Here is a 25,539-nt window from a genome sequence, read left to right as displayed (position 1 = left end):
CTCGCCGGAGCGAACGGGTCGCAGGTGACGCGTGTCCGGCGTGTCCCCTGCCAGTGCCGTCCGTAGGTGTCAGCTGTTGGCACCTGCATACGGCGCTGGGGTCGCTCAGCCCTCCAGGACGAACGGCGACGTCGCGACCTCGGTGCCGTCGGCCAGTTCGCCGATCTCGAAGTCACCGAAGACGGTCGGTGCGACCTCCATCAGTTGCCGTAGACATTCGACGGCGAGCTGGCGGATCTCGACGTCGGCGTGTTCGGTGGCCCGCATGCCGACGAAATGCCGCCATGCGCGGTAATTGCCGGTGACGACGATCTTCGTCTCGGTGGCGTTGGGCAGTACCGACCGCGCGGCCTGACGGGCCTGCTTGCGTCGCAGGATGGCGTTGGGGACGTCGGCGAACTTCGCTTCCAGGGCGGCCAGCAGTTCGGTGTAGGCCTCCCGGCTCGCATCGGTGGCCTCGGTGAACAGCCGCTCGAGTTCGTCGTCACCCCGGATGGCCGGGGGCGGCACGACGTTCGAGTCGTGCTCGGGCACGAAGCGCTGCGACAGTTGCGAGTAGGAGAAATGCCGGTGCCGGATGAGTTCGTGGGTGCACGACCGTGAGATCCCGGTGATGTAGAAGGTCACCGTCGCGTGTTCGAGCAGTGAGAGATGACCGACCTCCAGGATGTGCCGCAGGTATCCGGCGTTGGTGGCGGTCCGCGGATTGGGCTTGTCCCAGCTCTGGTAGCAGGCCCGGCCGGCGAACTCGACGAGCGCCTCTCCCCCATCGGCATCAGTGGTCCATGGCACCTCCGCGGGCGGGGTGAAGGCAGTGGCGGCCACCATCTGCACTCGCAACGGCACCATCTCCGACACGTCGACTCCTCATCTGGTCGTCGCCGGCCACGCGGCCGCGCGATCCCACCGATTGTCCACCAGCGGCGTCGACGCCGGTGACGTGCCCTCGCCGACGCCGACGATTCACCGCCGAGTCGCGGGGAATGAACAGCCGGGGGATGAACAGTAGGCGACGCCCCGGTGACGCATTTTGCCGACCACACGATTTCGGTGTGCCCGAACTCGCGCGGACCGCCGCCGGTGCCGCATGATGTGCCTCGCACACCATCATCGCGAGCGTCCGGGGGACATCATCACCGCATCCACCACCGATTCGGCGTCCACCGGATCGACACGGCCCGATCTCGGACGAACCGGCACGTCACGCCGAACGCTGTTGGGGTCCGGGCTGATCGCCGGCTCCGCCGCCGTCGTCGGAGCACCATTGTCGGCCCGGTCGCCGGCTGCGGCCGCGCCGGGCCATCCGGTCTTCGCGCACGGCGTCGCCTCCGGGGATCCGCTGGCCGATCGGGTGATCCTGTGGACCCGGGTGACACCGACGGCGGATGCGACGCCGGGTTCGGGGCGCGGAGTCGCAGCAACCGTGGCCTGGGAGATCGCACGCGACGAGCAGTTCACCCACGTGGTGTCGTCCGGTTCGGCAGTGGCCGGACCGGACACCGACTTCACCGTGAAGGTCGACGCAACGGGATTGTCGGCCGACACACGCTACGTGTACCGGTTCCGGGTGAGCTCGGGTCCGGCCGCAGGCGCCGTGTCACCGACCGGACACACCCGCACCGCGCCGTCGCCCGACGCCGACGTCGCGCGCGTCCGCTTCGGCGTGGTGTCGTGTTCCAACTGGGAGGCCGGATACTTCGGCGCCTACCGTCATCTGCGCGACCACCGCGACCTGACGGCCATCGTCCATCTCGGCGACTACCTCTACGAATACGAACACGGCGGGTACACCGGCAAGACCGGCGCGGTGCGCACGCACGAACCCCGCAACGAGATCATCACCCTGCACGACTACCGGATCCGACACGCACAGTACAAGACCGATGCGGATCTGGCGGCGCTGCATCGTCTCCTGCCCTGGATCTGCACCTGGGACGACCACGAATCCGCCAACGACGCCTGGTCCGGCGGCGCCGAGAACCACTCGGCCGACGAGGGTGCGTGGGCGGCCCGCAAGGCCGCCTCGGAGCGCGCCTACTTCGAGTGGATGCCGGTCCGCCCCGCCGCCGATGCCGGCGGCCGCCACCTGTACCGCCGCCTCCGCTTCGGACGACTACTGGAACTGTCGATGCTCGATCTGCGCACCTACCGCGACGAACAGGCGTCGATGACCTCGAGCAGTATCGACGACCCGGCTCGATCGATCACCAGAGCCGACCAGATGCGTTGGCTGACAGACGGTTTGGTCGACTCATCCACGCGGTGGCGCATCGTCGGCAATCCGGTGATGATCAGCCCGGTGCTGCTGCCACCCCTGGACGCCCAGACAACCTCCGCCCTCACCGAGACCCTCGGACTCCCCCGGGAGGGCATGCCCTACAACCCCGATCAGTGGGACGGCTACACCGCCGACCGGCATCGGCTGCTGGACACGATCACGAAGAACCGCATCAACAATGTCGTCTTCATCACCGGCGACATCCACTCGTCGTGGGCGTGCGACGTCCCCGTCGACGCGGCGGCCTATCCCCAGAAGGGCTCGGTGGCAACCGAATTGGTGGTCACCTCGGTGACGTCGAGCAACATCGACGACATTCTCGGTGTACCCGAACACACCGCGGGCACGGCCGTCACCACCGGCCTCATCGCCGCCAACCGGCACGTCCGATGGAACGATTTCGACGCCCACGGCTATTCGGTCCTCACCGTCACTCCGTCTGCGACACAGATGGATTGGTACTTCCTCACCGACAAGACCGATCCCCGCACGGGCAGCTACCACGCGCGGTCCTTTGCGGTCGCCAGCGGCGCCCCGTACGTCAAACCGGCGGCAGGCCCCATCACCTGACGGCGCCGTGGCCCAACCGACAGCGCCCGCAATTCCGTTGACAGCGCCCGGCTCTCCGTTGACAGCGCCCGGTTCCCCGTTGACAGCGCTCGGTTTTCCGTTGACAGCGCCCGGTTCTCCGTTGACAGCGCTCGGTTTTCCATTGACAGCGCTCGGTTTTCCATTGACAGCGCCCGGTTCTCCGTTGACAGCGCTCGGTTTTCCATTGACAGCGCCGGCGAATCCGCACCCCGGCACACATCACCGATCCAGCCGCATCGCACGGGCCTCGACACCTCAGATCGTTACCCGTCATAATGACCTGCGTGGTGGAGTTGGCGTTCAGTACGGTCACAGACCAGCGCAGGTGGATAACGGACGGCGTGGTCAGCGCCCGCGACCTCGTCGAGCACAGCCTCGCCCGGATCGCGCGCCTCAATCCGACGCTCAACGCCTTCGGTCACGTCCTGAGCGACTCGGCTCGTGCGACCGCCGATGACCTCGATGCGCAACGTCGCGCGGGAACCTTGCGCGGACCGCTCCATGGCATCCCCATCGCCGTCAAAGACGAGAACGACGTCGCGGGACTCCCCACCGCCTATGGGGGCGGCGCCGTTCTCACACCGGCACGCGACGACGCCGAGATAGTGCGTCGACTGCGCGCGGCGGGAGCCATCATCATCGGCAAGACCCGGATGCCCGAGTTCGGGATCTGGCCGTTCACCGAGTCCGCCGCGCACGGGTGGACACGCAATCCGTGGGATCCGACCCGATCACCGGCCGGGTCGAGCGGGGGTACCGCGGTCGCGGTGGCGTCGGGAATGGTGGCCGCCGGGATCGGTGGCGACGGTGGTGGATCCATCCGACTGCCCGCCTCCTGGTGCGGACTCTTCGGCCTCAAACCACAGCGCGGCCGGGTTCCGACCGCACCCCACCCGGATCTGTGGCGAGCCCTGGGTACTCTCGGCCCGCTGACCCGCACCGTCGCCGACAGCGCACTCATCTACGACGTCATCGCCGGCGCCGCCGACACCGATCGCTTCCGCGCGGAACCATTGGCCGGCACCTTCACCGAGGCCGCCGCTTCTCCGCGGCAGCCGCTCCGGATTCTGGTCTCCACCCGCAACCCGATGCGTGGCGGGCAAGCCGATACCGAATCCGTCACGGCGCTCACCGCGCTGGCCGACCACCTCTCCGCCGCCGGCCACCAGGTGGTGCACGATGACCCCGACTACCCGAATGTCGCGATCCCCTTCCAGATTCAGGTCGCAACGGGAGTGGCCGAGGAGGCGTCCCGGGTGGAGCATCCCGATCTCCTGGAACGCCCGACGCGTCGGATGGCCACGCTGGGCCGCGTGCTGCGCCCGTTCGTGGGACGCGCCGAACGCAACGCCGAGGCGACCGCACAGAGCTTTCTGGCCACCCTGTTCTCCGATGTCGATGTGCTGCTCACGCCCACCACGCCGACGACGGCGCTGTCGATCGGCCAGATCGACCGTCACGGTTTTGTCGGTCTCGCACGGGCCGCGTCCGATGTCTCGTCGTACACGAGCATGTGGAATGTGCTCGGCAATCCCGCCGCTGCCGTTCCCGTGGGATTCGATCGGGCCGGTCTTCCGCAGAGCGTGCAGGTCATCGGCCCGCCCGGGGGTGAACCGGTGGTGCTGTCGACAGCGGTGCAGATCGAGAGCCTGCGTCGCGAGGAACTTCGACGGCGGCCACCCCTCGATCACTTCTGACCGCGCCGTGGTCCCCGGCGTTACCGATCAGTTCTCCAGCAGCGCAACAAGTTTCGCGTGGGTGTCTTCCCAGCCGTGCACGGCCGCCGAGTCGATACCCATGTCCTGTACGGGACGATCGTTGCCGCCCTCATCCAGGCGGTCGCCGAAGAACAGGATGTCGGACAGCTTCAGATCGAGGATCTCCATCAGCTTGCCTGCGCCGTAGGCCTTGTCGATTCCCTTTCGGGTCACGTCGACCGACGTCGAGCCACCGCTGCGCACCTCGAGATCGGGCAGTCGTTCCTGTGCGTAGGCACGCAGCGCTTCCTTCTTGGCGCCGTCCGGATCCCATGCTTTCTTGGCATCCACGGGTGCGGACTGACCGAGCGCGGAGAACGTGATCTGGCTCCCGCGATCCTCGAGGATCGGTCCCCAGGTCTCCGACTCCCACACACCGAGTTCCTTGGCGCCGGTCTCCAATGCGTCGAGGGTGCGCTGCTTCTGATCGTCGGTGAGGTCCTCGGCGTAAACGGTCTGCCACTGACCGTCGGACCATCGCACGTACTGGGTGCCGCAGGTGGGCATGAGGTGCAGGTTGGCTACGTCGTCGATGTCGCCGATCCGATCGAGTACCTGGGCCCGGAACTGTTCGTAGCGTCCGCCGGAGATGATGCACACCAGGCTGCGCTGCAGCAGGCGCCGCATCACGTCGACCATCGAGTCGTCGAGTGGACTCTTCGACGGGGCAAGAGTGTCGTCGAGATCGAACATGACCAGCCGATACTCGTGGCCGCCATAGGTCACCGACATTGTGCGCTCACTCCTCGAAACAGATCGCCCCACCGGGGCGCGGCGGGTGGACTTCGTGGAGATCAGGATGTCATGGCCACCGACACTTCCGCGCATCGACTCGTCACCGGGCCGCCGCCTCGACGATGTCGGCGGTCCGTGCCGTCGCATCGGTGCGACATGCCAGACGCCCGGCGAACTCACGCGCACGTACCCCGACATCGCGTTCCAGCACCGTGCGCAGGGATGCGGTCAACGAGTCCGTGGTGAGCTTCACGAACGGCAGGTGGGCGCCGACGCCGAGTCGCTCGAGTTGTGCACCCCACATCGGCTGGTCGAAGGACACCGAGCACACCAGGGTTGGCAGTCCGGCGCGCAGGCTTTCGAAGGTGGTGCCGATACCACCGTGATGCATGGCCGCGACGCACCGCGGGAACACGACGTCGTGGGCGAGCGCGCCGGTCACCAGGACCCGCTCATCGCTGCCAGGAGGATCGGCATCGAGATCACTCCACCCGGCACTGACCAGGATGCGGGTGTCCAAACGTGCCGCGACGTCGCGCACCATGTCCACGGTGGCCGCCGCATCCCGGATCGGCATGGATCCGAATCCGCAGTACAGCGGGGGATCTCCGGCGTCGATCCAGTCCATCACCTCGCCGTGTCCGTCGGCCATCTCTCCGACGGCCTCTCGAGCGTCACGCTCGAGCGGCAGGAACCCGACGAAGGGTCGGCGGTCGCCCCACTCCTCGGCGAGACCCGGTACCAGCGCCGGGTCATAGATCTGGATCTCCGGCACGCCACGCCGGGCACACATCTCCGTCGGTGTGGCGATGCTGCGTCGCAGGCCCAGTTCACGACGCAGACGGTTGAGGTACGGTAGGAACACCATTCGACGGAGGTTGTCGGCAATGGTCCACGTGGCCCGGTTCACCAGTGCCGGTGGCCGCAGATGAGTGGGAAGCGCCCCCGGAAACGGGTAGGTGCGACTCGGCCGCCCCGGGAATCCGTGCATGGTGACCAGCGGAATGTCGAATGCCTCGGTGACCGACGCCGCGCGGTCCTCGGTGAGCAGTGTCGCGACGACGACGTCGGCCCCCCGGCACACCTCGATGACCTCCGAGTTCATCTGGTCGGCGTAGGCGGCCATCTGATCGCCGACCATCCGCATCAGCGCCAGGGTGCTGCCGGCGGCCAACGCCCGCTGGCCTTCGTCGGACGAATACAGTTGCGCCACATCGGGTCCGCACGCCACGGCGGACAGTCCGGCGCGGCCGGTGAAGTCGACGAGGTTGGGTGGTGCACCCACCAGGACGTCGTGGCCCCGCCGGATGAGTTCCAGCCCGAGTGCGATGGCCGGCTGTACATCACCTCGTGTGCCCGTGAGTGGTATCGCCACTTTCATTGCGCTGTCCTCCGATTCGTCATCCAGACGACGGCGCGACCGCCGACGATGCTGGCCGCGCACGGCCGTATGTGGTTACCCTGCTGGTGATGCACATCGCCATGTTCACCGATTTCCACCCCGACACCCTGGGTGGGATCTCGGTTGCCGTCGCCGACCAGGCGCGAGAACTGCGACGCCGTGGACATACGGTGACGGTGTTCGCACCGGAATCCGAACGCGACGAGCCGACCGCCGCGGCGGACTGGCTCGTCACCCTGCCACCGGTGTTCGGCTTGTCCGTCAACGGTTTTCCCGCGGTCTTTCCGACCCGGTCGGTCGCCGGTCTCATCGATGAGCAATTCACCCGTCGCGGCCCGGTCGACCTGGTGCACGTGCACACCACCTACGGTGTGGGCGCCGCCGGGGTGCGTGCCGCTCGCAGGCATCATCTGCCGCTCGTCCAGACCATGCACAGCCGCGACGACGCCTTCGTCGAACTGACCTCGCCGGCACCCCTGCCGACCGCCCTCGCGATGCGAATCCTGCACCGCGCGGCCATCTCTCAGCGCGGCCGGGAGGAACCGTCCGATGCGGTGCCTGGTGCCCGAGCTGCCCGCGGTGCCCGCGGTGCCCGCGGTGCCCGCACCACCCGAATCACGGAATCGCGCGCGGCACATCACGTGTGGCACACCATGATCGCCCAGTGCCGCGCCGCGGACGCGGTGATCACACCCAGCCACCACTTCGCCACGCGGCTGACCGACCACGGCTACGCCGGCGACGTGCGGGTGATCCCGAACGGCGTGGACGACGCCCTCATCGACGAACTCACCGGATCGCGGCCCGATCCCGCGGATGGCCCGTTGCGCCTGCTGTGGTGTGGCCGGCTCTCCGCCGAGAAGCGGCCCCTTCAGGCGATCGAGGCTGTCGCCGCATCCCCTGGTGTCACACTCGATCTCATCGGTGACGGCGACCAGATCGCCGCCGCAGCCAACCGCATCGCCGAACTGAACGTCGCCGATCGGGTTCGTCTCCTCGGTCGGCGGGACCGCGCCGCGGTGATCACGGCAATGCGTGGGTACGACGCGCTGTTGTTCACCTCGGTCGGGTTCGACACGCAGGGACTCGTCCTCACCGAGGCGGCCGCCGCCGGACTCCCGGTGATCCACAGCGATCCCGACGTCGCCGAGAGCATTCACGCCGGCTCGGGATTCCTCGGTGGCACAACCACATCGACGATGGCCGGGTTGCTGGCCGGGCTCGCCGACGATCGCCATCGCCTGCGGGAGGCCGCCGATCGCCTGTCGCGAGTCGGTTCGTCCGGCATCGGCGGCGCATCGCCCGTCCGGCAATCGGAACTGAGCACCGACATCATCTCGCTGTACTCCGATCTCATCGACGACGCCCGGGCGCGACACACCCGCCTGCCCGCGACACCCGACGAGGTTCCCGCCGCACCCGGCGCGGTGCCGGTTCTCGGGCACAGCGTGGTGGCATTGCGCCGTGGTCTGCACTTCATCCGCACCCTCGGTGCGGTGGGCCCGGTGGTGCGCCTGAACCTGGGGCGCTCGCCGGCGTATCTGCTCACCACGCCGGACCTCATCCGCCAGGTCGGCTTCCGCACCGCCGGCGAGTTCCATCGCGACGACCTCGCGCGCGCGATGCACGAGGCCATCCGCGAGGCCTCCAACGTGCTGCACGGCAGTCGACATGAGAAGCGCCGCAGGCAGATGGCGCCGGCGTTGCGGCAGGGCCGGCTCGCCCGATACGCGATCACCACCGCCGCGCTGGTCGACTCGTGGTCGCGCCGACTGCCCGCCGCGGACACCGTCGACCTCACCACCGAGGCACACGGACTGATCCTGGAGACCGTCACCTCCACCCTGTTCAGCGCCGATTTCGGCGCGTCCGCCCTCGAACGTGTCCGCGACACCGTGCCCTGGTTGCTGGGCGAGGTGATCGTGCGCGGTGCGCTGCCGGCGCCGGTGCAACGTCTGCGCATCGTGGCCAACCGTCGCTTCGCCCGACGAGCGGCCATGCTGCGCAGCGAGATCGGCGCCGTCGTCGCCGCGTACCGCACCGAGGACCGCGATCACGACGATGTGCTGTCGGTATTGGTCGGCCACACCGACGACCCCGCCGACGGACTGACCGATGACGAGATCGTCGACGAGTTGCTGTTGATGGTGGCCGCCGGAGTCGGTTCCACCGCTTCGATTCTCGCGTGGGTCTGGTACGAGATCCTGCGGGCACCATCGGTGATGGCGCGGGTCGTCGACGAGGTGACGCGGGTGGTCGGTGACGGCCCGGTCCGTGCCGACCACCTGCCCGAGTTGGTGTACCTGCGGCGGGTGGTCCAGGAGACACTGCGAATGTGGGGTCCGTGGATCAGCAGTCAGAACGCCGACGGTCCGGTCACTTTCGGCGACGACACCACCGGCCGTCTGACCCTGCCGGCCGACGCGATGGTGATCTACAGTCCGTACCTGGTCAGCCACGATCCCCGGTACTTCGCCGATCCGGAGTCCTTCGATCCGGACCGCTGGGCGCCCGGGCGGGTCGAGCATCTCGACAAACGGGCCAACCTTGCCTTCGGCGTCGGCGAACGTCATTGCCCGGGAAGCAACTTCGCGATGTCGACGATCCTGCTCGCCACGGCGGCATTGTTCGCGCGCCGGACGCCGCGGCTCGCCGACCCGCGCCCGGTTCGTCCGTCGACCACCGACTTCGTCGCGTCGCCGTCGCATCTGCGGGTACGACTCGAGGTCCGTCGGTGACGGCAGCATCACCTTCCTCGTCGAACACGTCATGACACCGGCACCACCAGTGCGGCCACGATCAGTTCGAGATACAACGCGAGGACGAAGATGACGGCGGGTACCGGCGAATAGTCGTCGCCGCCACGACGGAATGCGACTGCGGCCGGTCCCGGGATCATCGCGGTCGCCAGGGGCAACCACCCGAGGGCGGCGGGCCATCCGCCGAACCGCCATGGCGCCAAGGCGACGAGGCTTGCACCCACGGCGACGGCGACCAGACCGAGCGACACCCCGACCGCAGGCCACGCCCCCAGCGTGTTGGAGTAGTACATCTCCCCCGGCCTGGGTCTACGGGAGATCTTGCGCGCGAACTCGAATTGCAAAAACGCGGCAGCGACGATCAGCACCGCCCAGCCGACCTGCCCGTCGGCGTCGATCTGACCGGTGCCGATCCCCGACACCAGCACATAGCCGGCGATCAGGAGTTGTATCGGGTAAGTGATGATCAGGTTCACCAGCACGCCGTCGCGCAACGCCGGCCACATCGACTCGGCGGCCCACAATCCCAGCCCGTAGGCCAGGACCACCGCGATGGCCACCGCCGATCCCCACGACAACAGCGCCGAGACCCCCACCGCGACAGCGGCGATCACCGCCATCCCGACGCGCAGATCGGCGGCGGTCACCGCACCGGTCACCAGGGGTCGATCGGGATGGTGCAGACGGTCGTACTCGAGGTCCTTTTGTTCATCGACCATGCGCAGGTAGAGCAACACGATGACGACGACGACAATCCGCACCGCGGTCGCCGCTGCGGGCCGCCACTCGTGACCGCTCAGATGTGCCGCGGTGCCCTCGAATGCCAGGGTCCACAGGATCCCGTACAGCAGATATTGCGGCTTGTACATGACCGCGGTGAACCGGACGAGCCGAGACGCCGAGACACCTCGCGGCGTCGTGCCCCGACCCCGGTCGATGACGCTCACCGGCGCTGCGCCGCGTCCGAGGTCACCGCGACATGGATGTCGGCACAGCGTCGACCCTCCTGCTCGATGCTCACCAGCACCGTGGTGACCCCGTCCGCGGAGGTGACCCGCCGCGCCACGCACACCGCGGGCCGATCCAGTTCGACGAACTGTCCGAATGTGCTGTGCACGGCGGTGATCCGGCCGGCCGGCACACCGGGCACCACACCGGACACGGCGAGCGCGACCTGCCGCGCGGCCTCCAGCAACAGGCTTCCCGGCACGTGGTCGAGATGATGGTCGAACAGTCCACCGTGGTCGATGTCGACGACCAGCGGTGCGCTCGGTGCCCCGGCCGCCGGGTCCCACGAGCCGATGACGACGTTGCGCGGATCGTTGCGACCCACCGTCTCCTCCGAGATCGGATCGGGCATCGTGATGGGCCCGATCTCGGCGCCGCCACGGGCCTGCGACCGCAACGCCCGCCACTGCTTCGGGGTGGTCCACGAGAACGAACCGTCGACGGTCATGAGATGCGCGCCGTCCAGGCCGACGTCGAGGATGAGATCGAGGCCCCGCAACCGTTCCGCGGCTACATGCCGATTCGCCACGCGCACAGCGATGTCCAGGTCGGCCGGTGCGCGACCGATCTCCCACGCGGATCCCGGTGCGGCGAGCCCGTTGAAGGTACGCACCAGAAATGCGCTGTCGATCGGGACGTCGAAGTAGGTGTGGGTCAATGCGATCGACGCCTGCCGCGCCACCTCCATCACCATCAGCGGATCATGGCGCCCGGCCTGGGCACCGAGGTGATCGCCGTAGTAGGCGTGCATACGCGGCAGTTGCGCACCGACGACGAAATCGGCGTCACCCCTGGGATACGGTCGGTCGAGCGAGGTGACGAACACCTCCGAGATCGCGCAGCGGTGCACGAGCTCACGGGCAATGGTCTGAGAGTGTGTCGAGATCGTCTCGTGCACAGCGTGTTCGGGTCGTGAGCTCAGTGGGTCGGTACTCATCGTGCCCTCCGGGTGGTCGAGAAGGTGGTCGGTGCGATCGGCGCCGAGGACGCCGCGCGCACCTGTGGATCGCCGATCATCGGCAGGACATGGGAGCCGAGCACGATCACCGACCACGGGTCCATCGGCGTTCCCGACGCCCATGCGGCGCGAAGAAGTGCGGCACACGCGGCGTCATCGCCGGATGCGCACCCGGTTCCGATTCCGGTGCCGGCGAGGTCGTGGCGGATACGGGCCAGCGCCGCGTCCCGCTCGAAACCCCACGCCGGCACCTGGCGGTAGAGCTCGTGGGCCAGGCTCAGAGCCGCTGCGGCACCATCGGATTCGTCGGCAGCATCGGATACGTCGGGCGGTCGGATCAGGTCGGCCAGACATCGTTGCCTCGCCGCCTCATCGGAGATGATCGCCCATTCCCGCAGCACGTCGATCGGCGTGTCCGGGGTGTGCACCAGGTTCAGCAGGTACGTGTGGCGCCCGAGCAGGTACCGCAGTTCCCCCGGCATCCGCGCCGACGGTTTCGTCGGCCCCTTCTCCCGGGTGAGCCGTTCGGTCGCCGATTCGGTCCCCGGCTGCGTGGGCTCCTCGACGACGAGAACCATCGCATCGCAGATGCCTACCAGCAAGTCCGCGAGACGTCGCCGCTCCGGTGACGCGGTCGCCCAGGACCGCGCCCAGAGCGCCCGTGCGAGATGACGATCCGCGGGCACCCGAGCGGCGTGACGCACGAGCCACCCCCGGTCGGCGAGCCAGTCCAGGCTGGGTTGCACGGCCCGCGCCACGATCGCGTCGGGTTTGATCAGCAGCAACGAGCATCCGGTGGCGAACCATCGCGGATCGACTCCGGCGCGGTCGAGATGTTCGATCGCCTCGAGGACGTAGGTGTCACCGAGCAGTTCGGCGTGGTGTGCGGCGGGGACACCGAGTGCGGCGAGGAGGTCCACGGTCGGGCGAGGTGTTCCGACCATCTCGCGCGCCGGGGATGGGACGGGAGCATTCATCGTCGACCCCCGAGTCGGGCGAGGATCGCCTCGACGCCGGGCAGTGGCGCACCGAGGTAGCCGATGTCGAGGCTGTGGTCGAGCAGCAGTCGCAGGTATTCGGCGCCGCATTCCGGTGACCGGCGGCCCAGGAGCGCGTCGGCGTGGGTGGTGTCAAAGGACAGGCGCCGCGCGAAGTAGCTGGTGTAGAGCGATCCGACGCGGAGGTAGTAGTCACGTTCGATCGCCTCGAGTGCGTCGACGTCGAAGGCCGAGTCGGGGACGAAGGTGGCCACCGCGAAGGAGGGGTATTCGGCAAGGACATCGGACAGTTCGCGGAGGGTCATCGGGTGAGAACCCACGGCGTGCAGCGTCATCCCGTCGAGTTCGTCGGCGCGCAGGGCCGCGGCGGTGACCACCTCGGCGACGTGATCGACCGGGGCGAGGGAGATGGTGGCGTCGTAGCGACCGGGCAGGGTGCGCAGTTTGCCCTCGACCATCAGCTTGACGACGGTGTAGAGGTTCTTGTGGTCGCGGATCGCCCCGTCGGTGGTGGTGCCGGTGACGATCCCGGGTCGCACCGTGACCGCACGCAGGCCCTCGTCGCGGGCCTGGTCGACGAGCTGCTCGGCACGGAACTTGCTGTGCTCGTAGCGGTTGCCGAATCGTTGTCCGGCATCGAGATCGTCCTCGGCGATCCGCCCGGTGCGCAGCCCGCAGACGTAGGCGGTGGAGACGTGCACCAGCGGCACCTCCCAGCGGCGGGCGAGTTCGATGGCGTTCGCGGTGCCGGCGACGTTGAGTGTGGCGTACTCCTCGTCGGTGGCGTCGAACGCGGTGGTCGCCGCACAGTGCACGATCGCCCCCACCTCGCGACGCAGATCGTCGGCGACCTCGCGGACCCCGGAACCGAAGTCGGGCTCCCGGACGTCACCGGTGACGACGCGTCGCGGGGTGACGAGCGCACCGTCATTCGCGACGAACTCACCGACATGGTGGGTCAACGCGATCACCGGCGTCCCGTGTGCCTGAAGGCGGGCGATGACTTCGACGCCGACGAGGCCCGCGGCGCCGGTGAGCAGCACATGGTCCTTCACGCCGCACCCGCCTCGACCGCTCGGGTGATCACGGCGATCACATCGTCGACGGTGCGCACGCCGGCCAGGTGTTCCGGTGGTATCGCGGTGAGTGCGAAGCGTCGCTCGAGGACCATGGTGAGTTCGATGAGCCGGATGGACTCGAAGCCTAGGTCCTCGCGCAGGCGTGCGGTTCCGGTGAGGTCCTCGGCACCCACGTTGCTTACCGACGGCGGAATCATGGCGGCGATCACCTCGCGCACACCGGCCGTCACCTCGCTCATGGCTGCGCTCCGGTGTGTGGCTGCGCTTCGGTGTGTGGCTGCGCGCCTCCGGTCCCGACCAGGTCGCCGGCCTCGGCCAACGGCAGCGGGACCCCGAGGTGGGTACCGATACGGACCCAGTCGTAGGCGATCCCCAGGGTGGCGCGCCATTGGTCCTTCGAGTCGAAGGAGGACGGGAAGTCGGCACCCCCGACGCGGGCCCGGACCTCGCCGAGGAGGTCGTCGAGGGTCTCGAGACCGGCCAGCGGATCACCCCCGTCGACCAGCGCCGGGAAGTCCACCGCGGTGGCCGCCTCGAACCGCATCACCAACGCGTCGTGTCCGGCCCCGTCGGGAAGCAGCCGCCGCAGCGTCGCGACCGGTGCGACGTCTGGCGGCAACGGATGGATACCGTTCGAGGACAGCATCATTCGGGCCGACATTGCGATCAGCCGATGTGCGGCGACCTGCGCCACCGCGCCCTGGCCGCTCTTGACCGCTCCGGCCAGATCCTCGCGGGCGTTCTCCGCGACCACATTCGCCCACGTCAGATCCAGTGCCGCGGAGGCGAATCGGGCGGCGGGCAGCGGTGAGAGCACCGCGATTCCGGTGTCGGGTCGCGCCGCGCCGGTCAGCCCCACCAGCGGTCGCCCGCCGCCGAGAGGCGGCGTGTAGGGCATCGGCGTGTAGGGCGGCGAGGGTTCGCACATCGTCATCGCGGGTCGTACCGGACCCGCACCTCGCCAGTCCAGCCCCACCAGCCCGAGACGGATGAACTCGGCGATACACGCGGCTACCGACGGCGACGGCGGGTGCGACTCCGTTTGCGAGTGCGACTGCAATCGGGACCGAACGGCTCCCCCGGCCCCGGACTCGTCGGTCTCCGATTCCTCCATGGCCGCCGTGGCACCCCCGAGCACGGCCGTCAAGGGCCGGCGGAACACCACCTGACGCCACACCTGGGCCGCGCGGTCGCTCAGCGCGACAACGTCGGCGCCGGAACGGATGACGTGGATACGATCGGCCACGGTCCAGGTCGTCACACCCGGCACCCGGGTCAGGCGGAGCGGAGCCGGATCGCACCATCGGTCCGCGTCGACACCGAACGCGGTCGACATCTCGGCGACCCGCGCCCACCACGCCCTGTCGGGCTCCGGCGTGCGACGCGCGTCGTCGACAAGGACGCGATATCGGTCGATCAGATCGGCGTCACCGCGTTCGGCGGCCCGATCCAATTGACGGGGCAGCCATTTGGATTCGAGGTAGGTTTCGCCATGCGCGGCGCACCAGCACTTGGCGGCCTGGGTCAGCGCGTCGACGGCCCACCCGAGTGCCTCGTCGGCACAGCCCAGCACACGCAGCGCAACCGCCTGACGGAAGGCCTGCCGGGCCCGATCCGCCCACCACGAGGTCAGCGTATCGGCGAATCGCTCGCGCGACAGGATGTTTCGCAGTTCGTCCAGATCGACCCCGGCGCCGTCGCGGATGGTGGTGGAGTTCAGGAATCGCTGACACCGGTTGAGCAGGTCCTCGCCGAGTTCGTCGACGGAGTCGGTGGCGGTGTGTCGCGCCACCGTCTCGAGTTGCTCCCGCAGCTGGGCCACCGACCGCGTGCGGATCTCGAGCCGACGACCATCGGCGAACAGCACCGAGGGTAGCGTCGGCATCTCGTCGTCGCCGGCCGCGATGACGAGGAAGTCGACGTCGGAACCCTCGTTGCCGAATCCCTCGGCGAGCGAACCCTCGAACACCACCGCACATGCGTCGGGCACCGTCACCAACTCCAGTGCGGAGTCCAGCAGTCCGGTGACGCGCTGAGCGCCGAGGGTCGGGGTCGGTGCCGGGTGGGCGCTGGTTCCGTCCACGTCGTGGGTCTGGGCGCCGTCGAGAGCGCCCGCGATGTGCAGCTGCCACATGTGCCGCCGGCGAGGCTTACCGCTGGAGGTGCGGCGGATCAATCCGCGCGGCCCGGTGACGACGGTGACCGTGTGCGCGGGCCCGAGCTCGGCACGAATGATGGTGCGCGCGGCACTCATCCACTCACCGGGTGGCGCTTCGGCGAACAGTGCGACCCCGCGGTCGCCCGAGTCGGTGACGGCGACGGCGGCGAGTTTGCCCTTGGTGATGCCGGATTCGGCGGACACCTTCGATTCCAGATCCTCCATGAACACCGACCGTCCGCGGACCTTGAGGCTCGACCCCATCCGGCCCAACACGAAGAGTTCATCGTCGAGCAGGAATCCCGCATCGCCGGTGTAGAGAACCCCGTCGATGATGCGGGTGCTCCCGGCGGCCGGCGCGCGGTCGTCGGAATAGCCCGAGGCGACCGAGCTGCCGGTGACGATCACCTCACCGAGAACCCCGGCGGGGAGCGTGTCTCCGGCGTCGTCGACGATCGCGACCTGTGAACGGGCCGTCGAACAGCCGAGTCCGGCGATCCATCCGGAACCGGAATAGGTTGCACCAGCAGAGAATTCGCGGGTCTCGGCGATGTCGACGGGGTACCCGAAGCGCAGTCCACCCACGCCCGGACGCACCAATGTGATGGGTGCGTCCCGGCGCGAGGAGCAGACCATCAACGTCGACTCCGCCAATCCGTAGGCCAGGGTGACGGCCTCGGCATCGAATCCGCACGGACCGGCGAGCTCGGTGAACGACTGCAGGTCGCCGATCTCGACGGGTTCGGAACCGACGGCGAGCGTTCGCCACCCGGACAGATCGAGGTCCGCGATCTCGTCGGCCCCGATGCGGTGCGCGAGATAGCCCAGCGCGAACGAGGGCGACGGCGTGTGACGCGCGACGGTCATCGCACGTAGCCACCGCACGGGGTCACGGACGAAGTGATCCGGCCGCATCAGGTGGAGATCCTCCTGATTGGTCACGGTGGTCAGGAATCCGCCCACCAGCCCCATGTCGTGATAAAGGGGCAACCACGATGCCATCGGTTCGCCGTCGCGCCACCGGAGTAGCTCGCTGATCATGGCGGTGTTGGTGGACAGACTCTCCCACGAGATACGCACGCCTCGGGGCGCACCGGTGGATCCGGAGGTGAACTGGAGCAACGCACAGTCGCCGGCCGGGCCCCACACCTCGTCGAGGTCGGCGCCCTCGCCCGCCGTTGGCGCCGGGTCATCGGTCACCTCCAGCAGCCGGCAGCGCACACGTGACAACTCGAGTGCCTCCCGCACCAGCCCGGCGAGTCCCGGTTCGGTCACCACCAGCCGTGGCCGCGCCTGATCGATGATGGCGGCGACGTGGGACCGGTACTGGTCGAGATCGGCAAACGTCGGCGGCACGATGGGGGTCAGCACACCACCGCACACCCACACCGCATAGAACGCCGCGGCACAGGTGTGGTCGGTCGGCAGGATGACACACACCCCGTCGCCGCCGGCGACGCCGTGCTCCCGCACGTCCGCCGCGATCCGCACCGCATGATCGGCGATGGCGCCGTAGGAGCGGAACGTCCACTCCTGCCCCTCACCGGCCAGATGAATGCCGCGGTCGTGCGACGGGTTCCGTAACCAGCCCCGGATGACTTCGGTGGCGCTCAGGTCGTCGAGTTCACGCATGTCGCTCCTCACGAAGTGGTTCGGCGTCATCGGCCGCGTCCTCGGGTGCCGACTCCAGCACCGTCACGGTGCCTACGGTGCCGTCCACCCGGACCCGCATTCCGCTGCGCAATCGGGCCGTCACGTCACGGACCTGTACGACGGTCGGCACGCCGAGTTCCCGCGCGACGATCGCGACGTGGGTCAGGGGGCTGCCGCGCTCGATCACCAGGGCCGACGCCGACGGCAGCGCGGCCACCCAACCGGGATCGGTGCGGTAGGCGACCAGGACGCCACCACGAACGTCGTCGGGCCGCGTGACCACCGCGGCGGTGGCCTCGGCGACCCCGGCACACGAGGGGGTGCCGACCAGCACCGAGCCGGTCGGTGCGGGTGGAATCGACTCGAGCGGCACCCAGCCCTGCTCCGAGAGCTCGGCGTCGCCGAACTGCGCGCCGACGGTCACGAAGCGTTCCGGCGCCACGAGCGCCGAATCGTCCAGGCGCGCCGCCCGTCGTGCGTGCACCATGTCAGCGATATCGTCGGGGGGCCCGGAATCGTAACACCGGCGCAGTTCGTGCACCGTGAGGTCGAAAACGTCCTCGAAGTTTTCCAGCACCCCCCGCTCGACGAGGTCACGAGCCATCACCCGGATCAGTCTCTTGACCATCCCGAAGGCCCTGGTGCGCGCAAATCTCAACCGCTCGCGGTGCGCTGCGCATCGGGACACCTTGGCGCGCAAGCGATCATAGATGCGTCGCCGGATACCGGCCAGGTGCTCATCGAGATACTCCTGCGCCGTGGGAGTCGACGAGCTCCCCGCGCCGCGCGTCACCGACGAGTCCTGCGCCTGCGTCATCGCGCTACGCACCATCACGAACACCGACGACGGATCCTCACGCAGGTCGGGGATCTCGAGTTTCAACTCGTCCAGGCTCCGATACCCGTAGCGGCGCAGGTAGTCCTCGACCGCGGCGAGGAACGCGGTGTGCCCGCCGGCGACCAGGGCGTCACGGCACCGCGCGGGTGCGGTCGTCTCGATCAGGTGCCGCACCGCGGGGTCGGCGACCGCGCGCCGGGCCAGGTCGGTCATCGCCCGGGCCGGCTCCGCGGATTCGACATCGGCACCCGGACCGAGGACCGCATAGAGAAACCATTCGGGGGCCTTCGGCAGAAACACCTTCGTCAGCAGGTACATCGAGCCGGTGAGGGTCAACAGGATCGCGTCGAGCACCATCAACGGTCCCCACCGCCGGACCAGATCGGCGTCCACATCCCGATAGGCGGCGTAGGCCTGCGCTCCGGACACCGAGTCCAGATCCAGTTCCTCGAAGCGGTCGTAGACCCGATAGAACTCCTCGAGGAAGTCCGCCACGATGGCATCGATGTCGCGCAGCCGGCGCAGATAGGTGACCGTGGTGACCGCACGTCCGACCACCCGATGCAGCGGTGTGGCGAAGTCGTAGGGTCGCAACGTCTTTGCCCACGCGGTGTCCAGCGGTTCGGCCACGCCGAGTGCGGCCTCGAGGACCTTGCGGTTCAGCGGGTACCCGGGCGCGATACCCACCATTCGGTACCAATGCACCAGGTTGTAGTAGACCCGGCTGTGAAAGGTCCCCAGCATCACCGGGGTCCACCGCGCGACCTGCGCGAGTTGGGCAGGCGGCACACGCAGTGATTCGGCGTAGCCGAGGTATACCCGCCCGTAGATGTCGGCGGCGGTGGTGAACGTCAACGGTGAGGTGATGCCGTTGAAACTCTCGATGATGTTGGAGTTGTCCCAGATTCGCTTCTCGTTGTCCCCCAGCATTTCTCCGGCACCACGCACAACCGCACCGCGCGCAATGGCCTCGCGGACAACAGTATCGCGGACATCGCCATCGCCACGGTGTCCGCCGACGTCGGTGGTCGCCGGCGCCGACGCGGTCACCGGCCGCGCCTGCAGGTACCAGAGGGTGCCATCGCTGATCGCCCACTCGATATCCTGAGGTGACCCGACGGAGTCGGCGACATGGTGTGCCGCCGAGGTCAATTCGCCGATCTCGGCGGAGGTCAGTACCACACGCGCCCGCTCGGTGATGCCGACCGGCTCCTGCTGCACTCCGCCGTCCGGATCGGGTCGATGACGACTTTCCTTGGCGCCGATGGCGGTATCGCCGATCACACCATCGGCGTCGACGATGTAGGTGTCGGCGTCCACCGCACCCGACACCAGGCCTTCGCCGAGACCGTACACCGCGCTGATGACGGTCTCCTGTGCGCTACCGGTGATCGGGTTGCAGGTGAATACGACCCCGCTGGCATCGGCGTCGACGAGGTGTTGCAGGATGACGGCGACTCCGCCGGCGTCACCGCCGCCGCGAGCGTGGGAATAGGCGATCGACCGTGGTGAGAACGCCGACGCCCAGCATCCGCGCACGGCGTCGATCACCGCGGACTCACCACATACGTTCAGGAATGTGTCGAATTGGCCCGCGTACGAACGATACTCGCCGTCCTCGCCCGCCATCGACGACCGCACCGCCACCGCCGAGCCACCGACCCGCGAATATGCCTGTCGGATAACCTCACTCACGTCGGCAGACAGGGCACAGTGGATGATCTCGTCACGCACGTCGGCGGCCACGACGAGGGCGTCGTCGAGTTCGGTCGCGGTCCGGAGTCGATGCAGACCGGACGCGAGTCCGGTTTCGAGCACCACCAGATCGAAGACATCGGTGCCCAGGACGATCCAATCCGGTACCTGCAGACCACTTTCGGACAACAGACGAAGGCCACCGGCCTTGCCTCCCCCGCGTCCGGCCAGCTCTGATTGTTCGCTCCACGGCCCCAACAGGTGCACAGCGTTTCCTCTCCGGAAGTCTGGTCCTTTTGTCACACTAACGGCTTGCCGCGATGTATGTGCCGTCTCGCCGAATGCACGAAAACGGAGAAAATGCACCACGCGCCACCCCGACGACACCGCCGCATCCCATCGAGACCGTTGCCGGGCGTCGGCGCGCGTCACGCTCACCCGGTCTATCGATGATGACCCCCCGCGCGCTACACGACGATGACGCAGTCAGTTGAACGTTCGACGCAGTGCCGCGCCGAGCGATCCACGACCACCGATCTCGACATCGCCCACGCCGAGCCATTGCGCCAGCTCACGCAGGTGCGCACCGAGATTCTCTGCCACCTCACCCGGGTCGTGTCCCTCTTCGACGAAGGCGCCGGGCACCATCAGGACACCCCGCCGGCGATCGGCCTTGAGGTCGACGCGGGCGGCGATCCGGTCACCGAGCAGGTACGGGTGCACGTAGTACCCGTGGACGCGTTTGTGCTCGGGGACGTAGATCTCGATACGGTAATGGAAATCGAAGATCCGCTTGGCGCGGGGACGGAAGAATACCAGCGGATCGAACGGGGAGAGAATCGTCCCGTGGGGTGCGCGGGAGCGTTTCGCGCGGCCACCACCGTCGGCGGTGGCGTGCAGATAGGTCCGATCCTTCCACCCGGATACCGAAACCTCCTGCAGCTCACCGGAATATACCAGTTCGTCGATGGCCGGGCGGACGTCGACCACCTTGAGGCGATAGTAGTCGGCCAGATCCGCAACGGTCGCGACACCCAGTGCGGCGGCGGCGCGGGCCACCAGTTCGCGGTGGGCGTCCTCCCGTGAGACGCGCCGGGCACAGATATCCGGTCCGAGCACCCGTTCGGCGAGGTCATAGTGTCGGCCGAACGCGTCGTCGCGGGTGGCGGCCAACTCGCCGGCGGCGAACATCGCCTCACACAGGTGTTTGACCTCACCACGATTCCACCAGCCGCCCGACGGGGCCGGATCCCGCTCGATGCCCAGCGCGGCCTCGATGCGCCGGGGAATCATCGGCCCGCCGGCGGCGATCACGTCACGGATGTCGGCGGCCAGGGTTCGGTTGCGCCGCATCATATCTCGGGTGTGTTGATACCGGCCGTCGCGGAACTCGGCCATCCGGAAGCCGAACAGCGGCCAGTCGTCGGTGGGAATGAGCGCCGCCTCGTGCGCCCAGTACTCGGTGAGCACTCGGCGCCCCCGGCCCGGTCGCCAGGCGGCGCGATCGAGGAGTCCACGATCGTAGGCACCGAGCCGACTGAACAGCGGCAGGTAATGCGCACGGACTGCGATGTTTACCGAGTCCATCTGAAACAGTTTGGCACGCTGCACAACTCGTTCGACAAGTCGCATCGTCGGCGCACCGGTGGGCCGACGATCGGTGAACCCCTGAGCGGTCAGGGCGACACGCCGCGCCTGCGTCGGCGTGAGGTCAGCGGACATCGACCGACGACGCCCCGCTCACAAATGCCGGACGTAATCGAGGAACCGGTAGTGGGTACCGGTGCGCGACCGCTGCCACTCACTCGTTTCGACGGTGTCCCAGCGTAATTCGTCGACCGACGGCGCAAAGGCGTCGGCGCCGGTGACGAGCACGTCGATTTCGGTGACGCGCAGGTGAGTGGCCCGATCCATGGCGGCCGAATAGATCTCGCCGCCGCCGATGACCACCACATCCACCCCGGCCAGCGCGATCGCATCGTCGACGGTGTGCACGACGTCGGCGCCGTCCACCCGATAGTCCACCGAACGGGTCACCACGATGTTGCGTCGCCCCGGCAGCGGGCGGAACCGCTCCGGCAGCGACTCCCAGGTCTTGCGGCCCATCACCACGGCGTGCGTGCCGGTGATCGCCCGGAACCGGGCCATGTCCTCGGGCACCCGCCACGGGATGGTGTTGTCTCGGCCGATGGCCCCGGCCCGATCCTGCGCCCAGATCAGCGTGATCATGTCGTCCACCCTACCGTCGAGTGGGCGCCGAATTCCGTCGAGTGGGCGTCCTATCCGGCCGAGTGGGCGCCGAATTCCGTCGAGTGGGCGTCAGACGGCGACGGGCGCCTTGATCCCCGGGTGCGATTGATACCCGAGCACCTCGATGTCGTCGAACTCGTAGTCGAAGATCGAATCCCGGTGCCGCAGCACCAACGTCGGATACGGGTACGCCTCACGCGAGAGCTGCCGGGTGACCTGCTCGATGTGATTGTCGTAGATGTGGCAGTCCCCGCCGGTCCAGACGAACTCCCCGACATCGAGTCCGGCCTGCTGCGCCATCATGTGAGTCAGCAGTGCGTAGGAGGCGATGTTGAACGGCACGCCGAGGAACAGGTCGGCGCTACGTTGATACAGCTGGCACGAGAGTTTGCCGTCGGCGACGTAGAACTGGAAGAACGCGTGGCACGGCGGCAGTGCCATCTGCGGGATCTCCCCGACGTTCCATGCCGAGACGATGTTGCGTCGCGAATCCGGGTTGGTCTTGAGCATGTCCAGCGCCGCGGAGATCTGATCGATCTGCTCCCCCGACGGCGTGGGCCAGGACCGCCACTGCACTCCGTAGACGGGGCCCAGCTCACCGTTCGCGTCGGCCCATTCGTCCCAAATGGTGACGCCGCGTTCCTGCAGCCAGCGCACATTCGAATCACCCCGGAGGAACCACAGCAGTTCGTAGATGATCGACTTCAGATGCACCTTCTTGGTGGTGATCAGCGGGAAGCCCTGCGCCAGGTCGTATCGGAGTTGATGGCCGAACAGGCTTCGGGTGCCGGTGCCGGTGCGATCGGCCTTGGGGGTGCCGGTCTCGAGGACGAGTCGCAGGAGATCCTCATACGGCGTGGGGATCTGCGCCGCGGCGCCGGCGGCGATGTCGGTGGCCGTTGTCACGCGGTCCAGTGTAGGTCGCCCGACCTCAAATGACCGTGAAGGCCTTGAGGAGGAAGTACACGCCGACCACCAGCAGCGTGACGATGGTGATCGGCGACATGTGGTGTTCGAGCCAGGTCCGGGTCGCAGCCAACGGGGCATCGAGCCGCCGGCCACCGGCCACGGCGATGAGGACCGGGATGAACACCCCCGCACTCGCGACCAGGGCAAACGCGGCGATCACCGCCCACGCCTGCGGGGCCGCGAGCTCGGAGGAACGCGCCAGGACCGCGCCCGCGCCAAGACACAACGGGATGTTCTTGATCACCACGACGCCCTCGGCCGCACCGAGTCCGAGCGCACCGATCGGCGACATTCCCGTGACGCGCCGGATCAGCGCCGACTCCTCGTGCGGCTCGTCGCTTCGGGGCCGGCGAAACCACATGACCACCGCGAGCACCAGGAAGAACACACCGATCACCGCGGTCAGAACGTGCACGCCGTCGTCGGCGACCTCGACGTCCTCCTCCTCGGCCACATCGGTGACCAGGTAGGCCACCGCGGTGACGGCCGCGATGACCACGAACCACCCACCGCCGAACAATGCCGCCTTGAGGCGCCCTCGCTCGCCGAGGAGCAGGACGATGCCACTGATGATGGTCAACGGTGCGATGGCGAGCGCGATCGCAATGGGAAGGACCGATCCGATCGCCGAGACCACTCGCACCGCTTTCGTCGCATTGTTGCCGGTCGGAGTACCGGACGCAGAACTCCCAGCATCACACGGTACGACGGCGTGTGCACGCACCTGCACACTTCGACGGCACGGATTCGCCCGACATCGGTCCCCACAATCGGTCTCACACTCGCCGCCGCGGGTCGGTGAGCAGAAAGTGACCGCGGGTTCACGCTGAGATAAGTCGTGGCAATCCCGGCTTCCTACCGTTAAGGACAACCTCGTCGCCGTCGACGAGTCCCCCATCTGAGAACTCCGCATCTGAGGACGCCTCAGCCGACACACGCCCACCCCGAGGAATGACGCCCGATGGCTGCCTACACCTACACCCGCAAACACCACATCACCGGCTGGGATCCCGAAGACCGCGACTCATGGGACAGCGGCGGCGCGCAGATCGCCCGCCGCAACCTCACCTGGTCCATCGTCTGCGAGCACATCGGCTTCTCGATCTGGTCGCTTTTCTCGGTGATGGTCCTGTTCATGACGCCCGCGTACGGCATCTCCGTGGATCAGAAGTTCGCGATCACCGCGACCGCTGCATTCGTCGGTTCGTGCCTGCGCATCCCCTACACCCAGGCGACGGCGAAATTCGGCGGGCGCAACTGGGCCATCTTCTCCGCCGTCGTACTGCTGATCCCCACCTCGCTGGTGATGGTCCTGATGCTCAACCCCGGCGAGTTCGGATTCGGCTGGTTCCTGCTGGCGGCGGCACTGACCGGTCTGGGCGGCGGCAACTTCGCCTCGTCGATGACCAACATCAACGCCTTCTACCCGCAGCGACTCAAGGGCTGGGCGCTGGGACTCAACGCCGGCGGCGGCAACATCGGCGTCCCGGTCATCCAGCTCATCGGCCTGGTCGTCATCTGGCTGACCACCGACCGCCCCGAGATCATCTGCGCCATCTACCTGGTGGCCCTGGCGTTCGCCGGTATCGGCGCCGCCATCTACATGGACAATCTGGATCACCAGACCGCCAGCTACCGCTCCATGTTCGACTGCCTGAAGTACCGCGACACCTGGCTCATCTCGCTGCTGTACATCGGTACGTTCGGTTCGTTCATCGGATTCAGCTTCGCGTTCACCCAAGTACTGCAGCTGAGCTTCAAGTCGTCCGGCGCGGCGAACCCGACCCTGGCGGCGGCCCAGATCGCATGGATCGGTCCGCTGCTCGGATCGATCGCCCGCCCCTACGGCGGCAAACTCGCCGACCGCTTCGGCGGCGGCCGCATCACCCTGGCCTGCTTCGGCGCCATGATCGCCTCGGCGGCCATCCTCGTCGTCGCCGGCACCATCGCCGACGGTCACCCCGCCCACCGCATCGAAACCCCGCAACTGGCCGCCTTCATCGTCGGATTCGTCCTGCTGTTCCTGATCTCGGGGATCGCCAACGGCTCGGTGTACAAGATCATCCCGACCGTCTTCGAGCACAAGGCCCGCGCCAACACCACCCTCGACGCGATGGGCAAGGTGATCTGGTCACGGAAGATGTCCGGCGCGCTGATCGGCATCGCCGGCGCCCTGGGCGGCATGGGTGGCGTGGGCATCAACCTGGTCCTGCGTACCAGCTACAAGGCGAATCAGTCTGCCACCGCGGCATTCTGGGTGTTCCTGGGCTTCTACGCCCTGGCCGCTGCGGTCACCTGGTGGTTCTATGCCCGACGCGAGATCCACCTCGACGACGCCGACCAGAGCAACACCGCGCCGAGCGCCACCTCGGACATCACGGTGGCCGCACCCAGCGACGCCCGCGTCTGAA

General features: G+C 67.9%; 18 protein-coding genes. 4 read left to right on the top strand and 14 right to left on the bottom strand.

The annotated features are described in order from the left end of the window. Positions 1–105: 105 nt before the first annotated feature. Entirely contained in the window at positions 106–858 is a 753-nt protein-coding gene (thyX, locus tag ACWETB_RS07735; protein ID WP_348803529.1) for an FAD-dependent thymidylate synthase, read from the bottom strand. 229 nt (positions 859–1,087) lie between these two features. Between thyX and ACWETB_RS07730 the strand changes: the two genes are divergently transcribed. After that, positions 1,088–2,848: an alkaline phosphatase D family protein gene (locus ACWETB_RS07730; protein WP_452210359.1), complete on the top strand. Its 1,761-nt coding sequence runs from the start codon at positions 1,088–1,090 to the stop codon at positions 2,846–2,848. 296 nt (positions 2,849–3,144) lie between these two features. Then, positions 3,145–4,566 (top strand): amidase, encoded by a 1,422-nt coding sequence (locus tag ACWETB_RS07725; protein WP_452210357.1) that lies wholly within the window; start codon positions 3,145–3,147, stop codon positions 4,564–4,566. 27 nt (positions 4,567–4,593) lie between these two features. Here ACWETB_RS07725 and ACWETB_RS07720 read toward each other — a convergent pair whose 3' ends face one another. Both ACWETB_RS07720 and ACWETB_RS07715 read right to left on the bottom strand, forming a co-directional pair. After that, complete coding sequence (locus ACWETB_RS07720) at positions 4,594–5,358, bottom strand: HAD-IIB family hydrolase (protein ID WP_449744750.1); 765 nt, start codon at positions 5,356–5,358, stop codon at positions 4,594–4,596. Positions 5,359–5,461: 103 nt separating this feature from the next. Further along, positions 5,462–6,742: a glycosyltransferase gene (locus tag ACWETB_RS07715; protein ID WP_449744751.1), complete on the bottom strand. Its 1,281-nt coding sequence runs from the start codon at positions 6,740–6,742 to the stop codon at positions 5,462–5,464. An 89-nt stretch (positions 6,743–6,831) separates the two neighbouring features. On the opposite strand from ACWETB_RS07715, the gene ACWETB_RS07710 reads away from it, so the two are divergent. After that, positions 6,832–9,501: a cytochrome P450 gene (locus tag ACWETB_RS07710; protein WP_452210354.1), complete on the top strand. Its 2,670-nt coding sequence runs from the start codon at positions 6,832–6,834 to the stop codon at positions 9,499–9,501. A gap of 29 nt (positions 9,502–9,530) precedes the next feature. Here ACWETB_RS07710 and ACWETB_RS07705 read toward each other — a convergent pair whose 3' ends face one another. The 11 genes from ACWETB_RS07705 to ACWETB_RS07655 form a co-directional block, all read right to left on the bottom strand. Further along, positions 9,531–10,391: a hypothetical protein gene (locus tag ACWETB_RS07705; RefSeq protein WP_452210352.1), complete on the bottom strand. Its 861-nt coding sequence runs from the start codon at positions 10,389–10,391 to the stop codon at positions 9,531–9,533. A 74-nt stretch (positions 10,392–10,465) separates the two neighbouring features. After that, a complete protein-coding gene (locus tag ACWETB_RS07700) occupies positions 10,466–11,467 on the bottom strand; it encodes a ScbA/BarX family gamma-butyrolactone biosynthesis protein (RefSeq protein WP_452210350.1) in 1,002 nt (333 codons plus the stop codon). After that, complete coding sequence (locus tag ACWETB_RS07695; RefSeq protein ID WP_449744755.1) at positions 11,464–12,465, bottom strand: nucleoside-diphosphate kinase; 1,002 nt, start codon at positions 12,463–12,465, stop codon at positions 11,464–11,466. The genes ACWETB_RS07700 and ACWETB_RS07695 overlap by 4 nt, the downstream gene beginning before the upstream one ends. Continuing rightward, entirely contained in the window at positions 12,462–13,541 is a 1,080-nt protein-coding gene (locus tag ACWETB_RS07690) for an SDR family oxidoreductase (protein WP_449744756.1), read from the bottom strand. Before ACWETB_RS07690 ends, ACWETB_RS07695 begins: the two co-directional genes overlap by 4 nt. Beyond that, positions 13,538–13,804 (bottom strand): acyl carrier protein, encoded by a 267-nt coding sequence (locus tag ACWETB_RS07685; RefSeq protein WP_449744757.1) that lies wholly within the window; start codon positions 13,802–13,804, stop codon positions 13,538–13,540. The genes ACWETB_RS07690 and ACWETB_RS07685 overlap by 4 nt, the downstream gene beginning before the upstream one ends. After that, positions 13,801–17,355 (bottom strand): AMP-binding protein, encoded by a 3,555-nt coding sequence (locus ACWETB_RS07680; RefSeq protein WP_452210347.1) that lies wholly within the window; start codon positions 17,353–17,355, stop codon positions 13,801–13,803. The genes ACWETB_RS07685 and ACWETB_RS07680 overlap by 4 nt, the downstream gene beginning before the upstream one ends. Then, complete coding sequence (locus ACWETB_RS07675) at positions 17,348–20,176, bottom strand: PEP/pyruvate-binding domain-containing protein (RefSeq protein WP_452210345.1); 2,829 nt, start codon at positions 20,174–20,176, stop codon at positions 17,348–17,350. Before ACWETB_RS07675 ends, ACWETB_RS07680 begins: the two co-directional genes overlap by 8 nt. A gap of 219 nt (positions 20,177–20,395) precedes the next feature. Next, positions 20,396–21,631, bottom strand: a complete 1,236-nt coding sequence (locus tag ACWETB_RS07670; RefSeq protein WP_452210343.1) for a winged helix-turn-helix domain-containing protein — start codon at positions 21,629–21,631, stop codon at positions 20,396–20,398. A gap of 18 nt (positions 21,632–21,649) precedes the next feature. Next, a complete protein-coding gene (locus ACWETB_RS07665; RefSeq protein WP_449744761.1) occupies positions 21,650–22,138 on the bottom strand; it encodes a dihydrofolate reductase in 489 nt (162 codons plus the stop codon). Between the two features lie 90 nt (positions 22,139–22,228). Then, on the bottom strand, positions 22,229–23,065 hold the full coding sequence (locus ACWETB_RS07660) for a thymidylate synthase (protein ID WP_452210341.1): 837 nt from the start codon (positions 23,063–23,065) through the stop codon (positions 22,229–22,231). Positions 23,066–23,090: 25 nt separating this feature from the next. Further along, positions 23,091–23,765 carry a GAP family protein gene (locus tag ACWETB_RS07655; RefSeq protein WP_452210560.1) on the bottom strand — a complete coding sequence of 225 codons (675 nt, stop codon included), beginning with the start codon at positions 23,763–23,765 and terminating at the stop codon, positions 23,091–23,093. Positions 23,766–24,089: 324 nt separating this feature from the next. On the opposite strand from ACWETB_RS07655, the gene ACWETB_RS07650 reads away from it, so the two are divergent. Next, complete coding sequence (locus ACWETB_RS07650; protein ID WP_449744764.1) at positions 24,090–25,538, top strand: nitrate/nitrite transporter; 1,449 nt, start codon at positions 24,090–24,092, stop codon at positions 25,536–25,538. Position 25,539: the final 1 nt, after the last annotated feature.

This window comes from Gordonia sp. NPDC003950, assembly GCF_053605205.1.
The sequence above is the reverse complement of the archived record's forward strand: the minus strand, read 5'-3'. Positions and strand labels throughout refer to the sequence as shown.

Coding starts and splice junctions, on each gene's coding strand:
- ACWETB_RS07730 (WP_452210359.1), top strand. CDS start 1,088: ATGATGTGCCTCGCACACCATCATCGCGAGCGTCCGGGGGACATCATC.
- ACWETB_RS07725 (WP_452210357.1), top strand. CDS start 3,145: ATGACCTGCGTGGTGGAGTTGGCGTTCAGTACGGTCACAGACCAGCGC.
- ACWETB_RS07720 (WP_449744750.1), bottom strand. CDS start 5,358: ATGTCGGTGACCTATGGCGGCCACGAGTATCGGCTGGTCATGTTCGAT.
- ACWETB_RS07715 (WP_449744751.1), bottom strand. CDS start 6,742: ATGAAAGTGGCGATACCACTCACGGGCACACGAGGTGATGTACAGCCG.
- ACWETB_RS07710 (WP_452210354.1), top strand. CDS start 6,832: ATGCACATCGCCATGTTCACCGATTTCCACCCCGACACCCTGGGTGGG.
- ACWETB_RS07705 (WP_452210352.1), bottom strand. CDS start 10,391: ATGTACAAGCCGCAATATCTGCTGTACGGGATCCTGTGGACCCTGGCA.
- ACWETB_RS07700 (WP_452210350.1), bottom strand. CDS start 11,467: ATGAGTACCGACCCACTGAGCTCACGACCCGAACACGCTGTGCACGAG.
- ACWETB_RS07695 (WP_449744755.1), bottom strand. CDS start 12,465: ATGAATGCTCCCGTCCCATCCCCGGCGCGCGAGATGGTCGGAACACCT.
- ACWETB_RS07685 (WP_449744757.1), bottom strand. CDS start 13,804: ATGAGCGAGGTGACGGCCGGTGTGCGCGAGGTGATCGCCGCCATGATT.
- ACWETB_RS07680 (WP_452210347.1), bottom strand. CDS start 17,355: ATGCGTGAACTCGACGACCTGAGCGCCACCGAAGTCATCCGGGGCTGG.
- ACWETB_RS07670 (WP_452210343.1), bottom strand. CDS start 21,631: ATGTCCGCTGACCTCACGCCGACGCAGGCGCGGCGTGTCGCCCTGACC.
- ACWETB_RS07665 (WP_449744761.1), bottom strand. CDS start 22,138: ATGATCACGCTGATCTGGGCGCAGGATCGGGCCGGGGCCATCGGCCGA.
- ACWETB_RS07650 (WP_449744764.1), top strand. CDS start 24,090: ATGGCTGCCTACACCTACACCCGCAAACACCACATCACCGGCTGGGAT.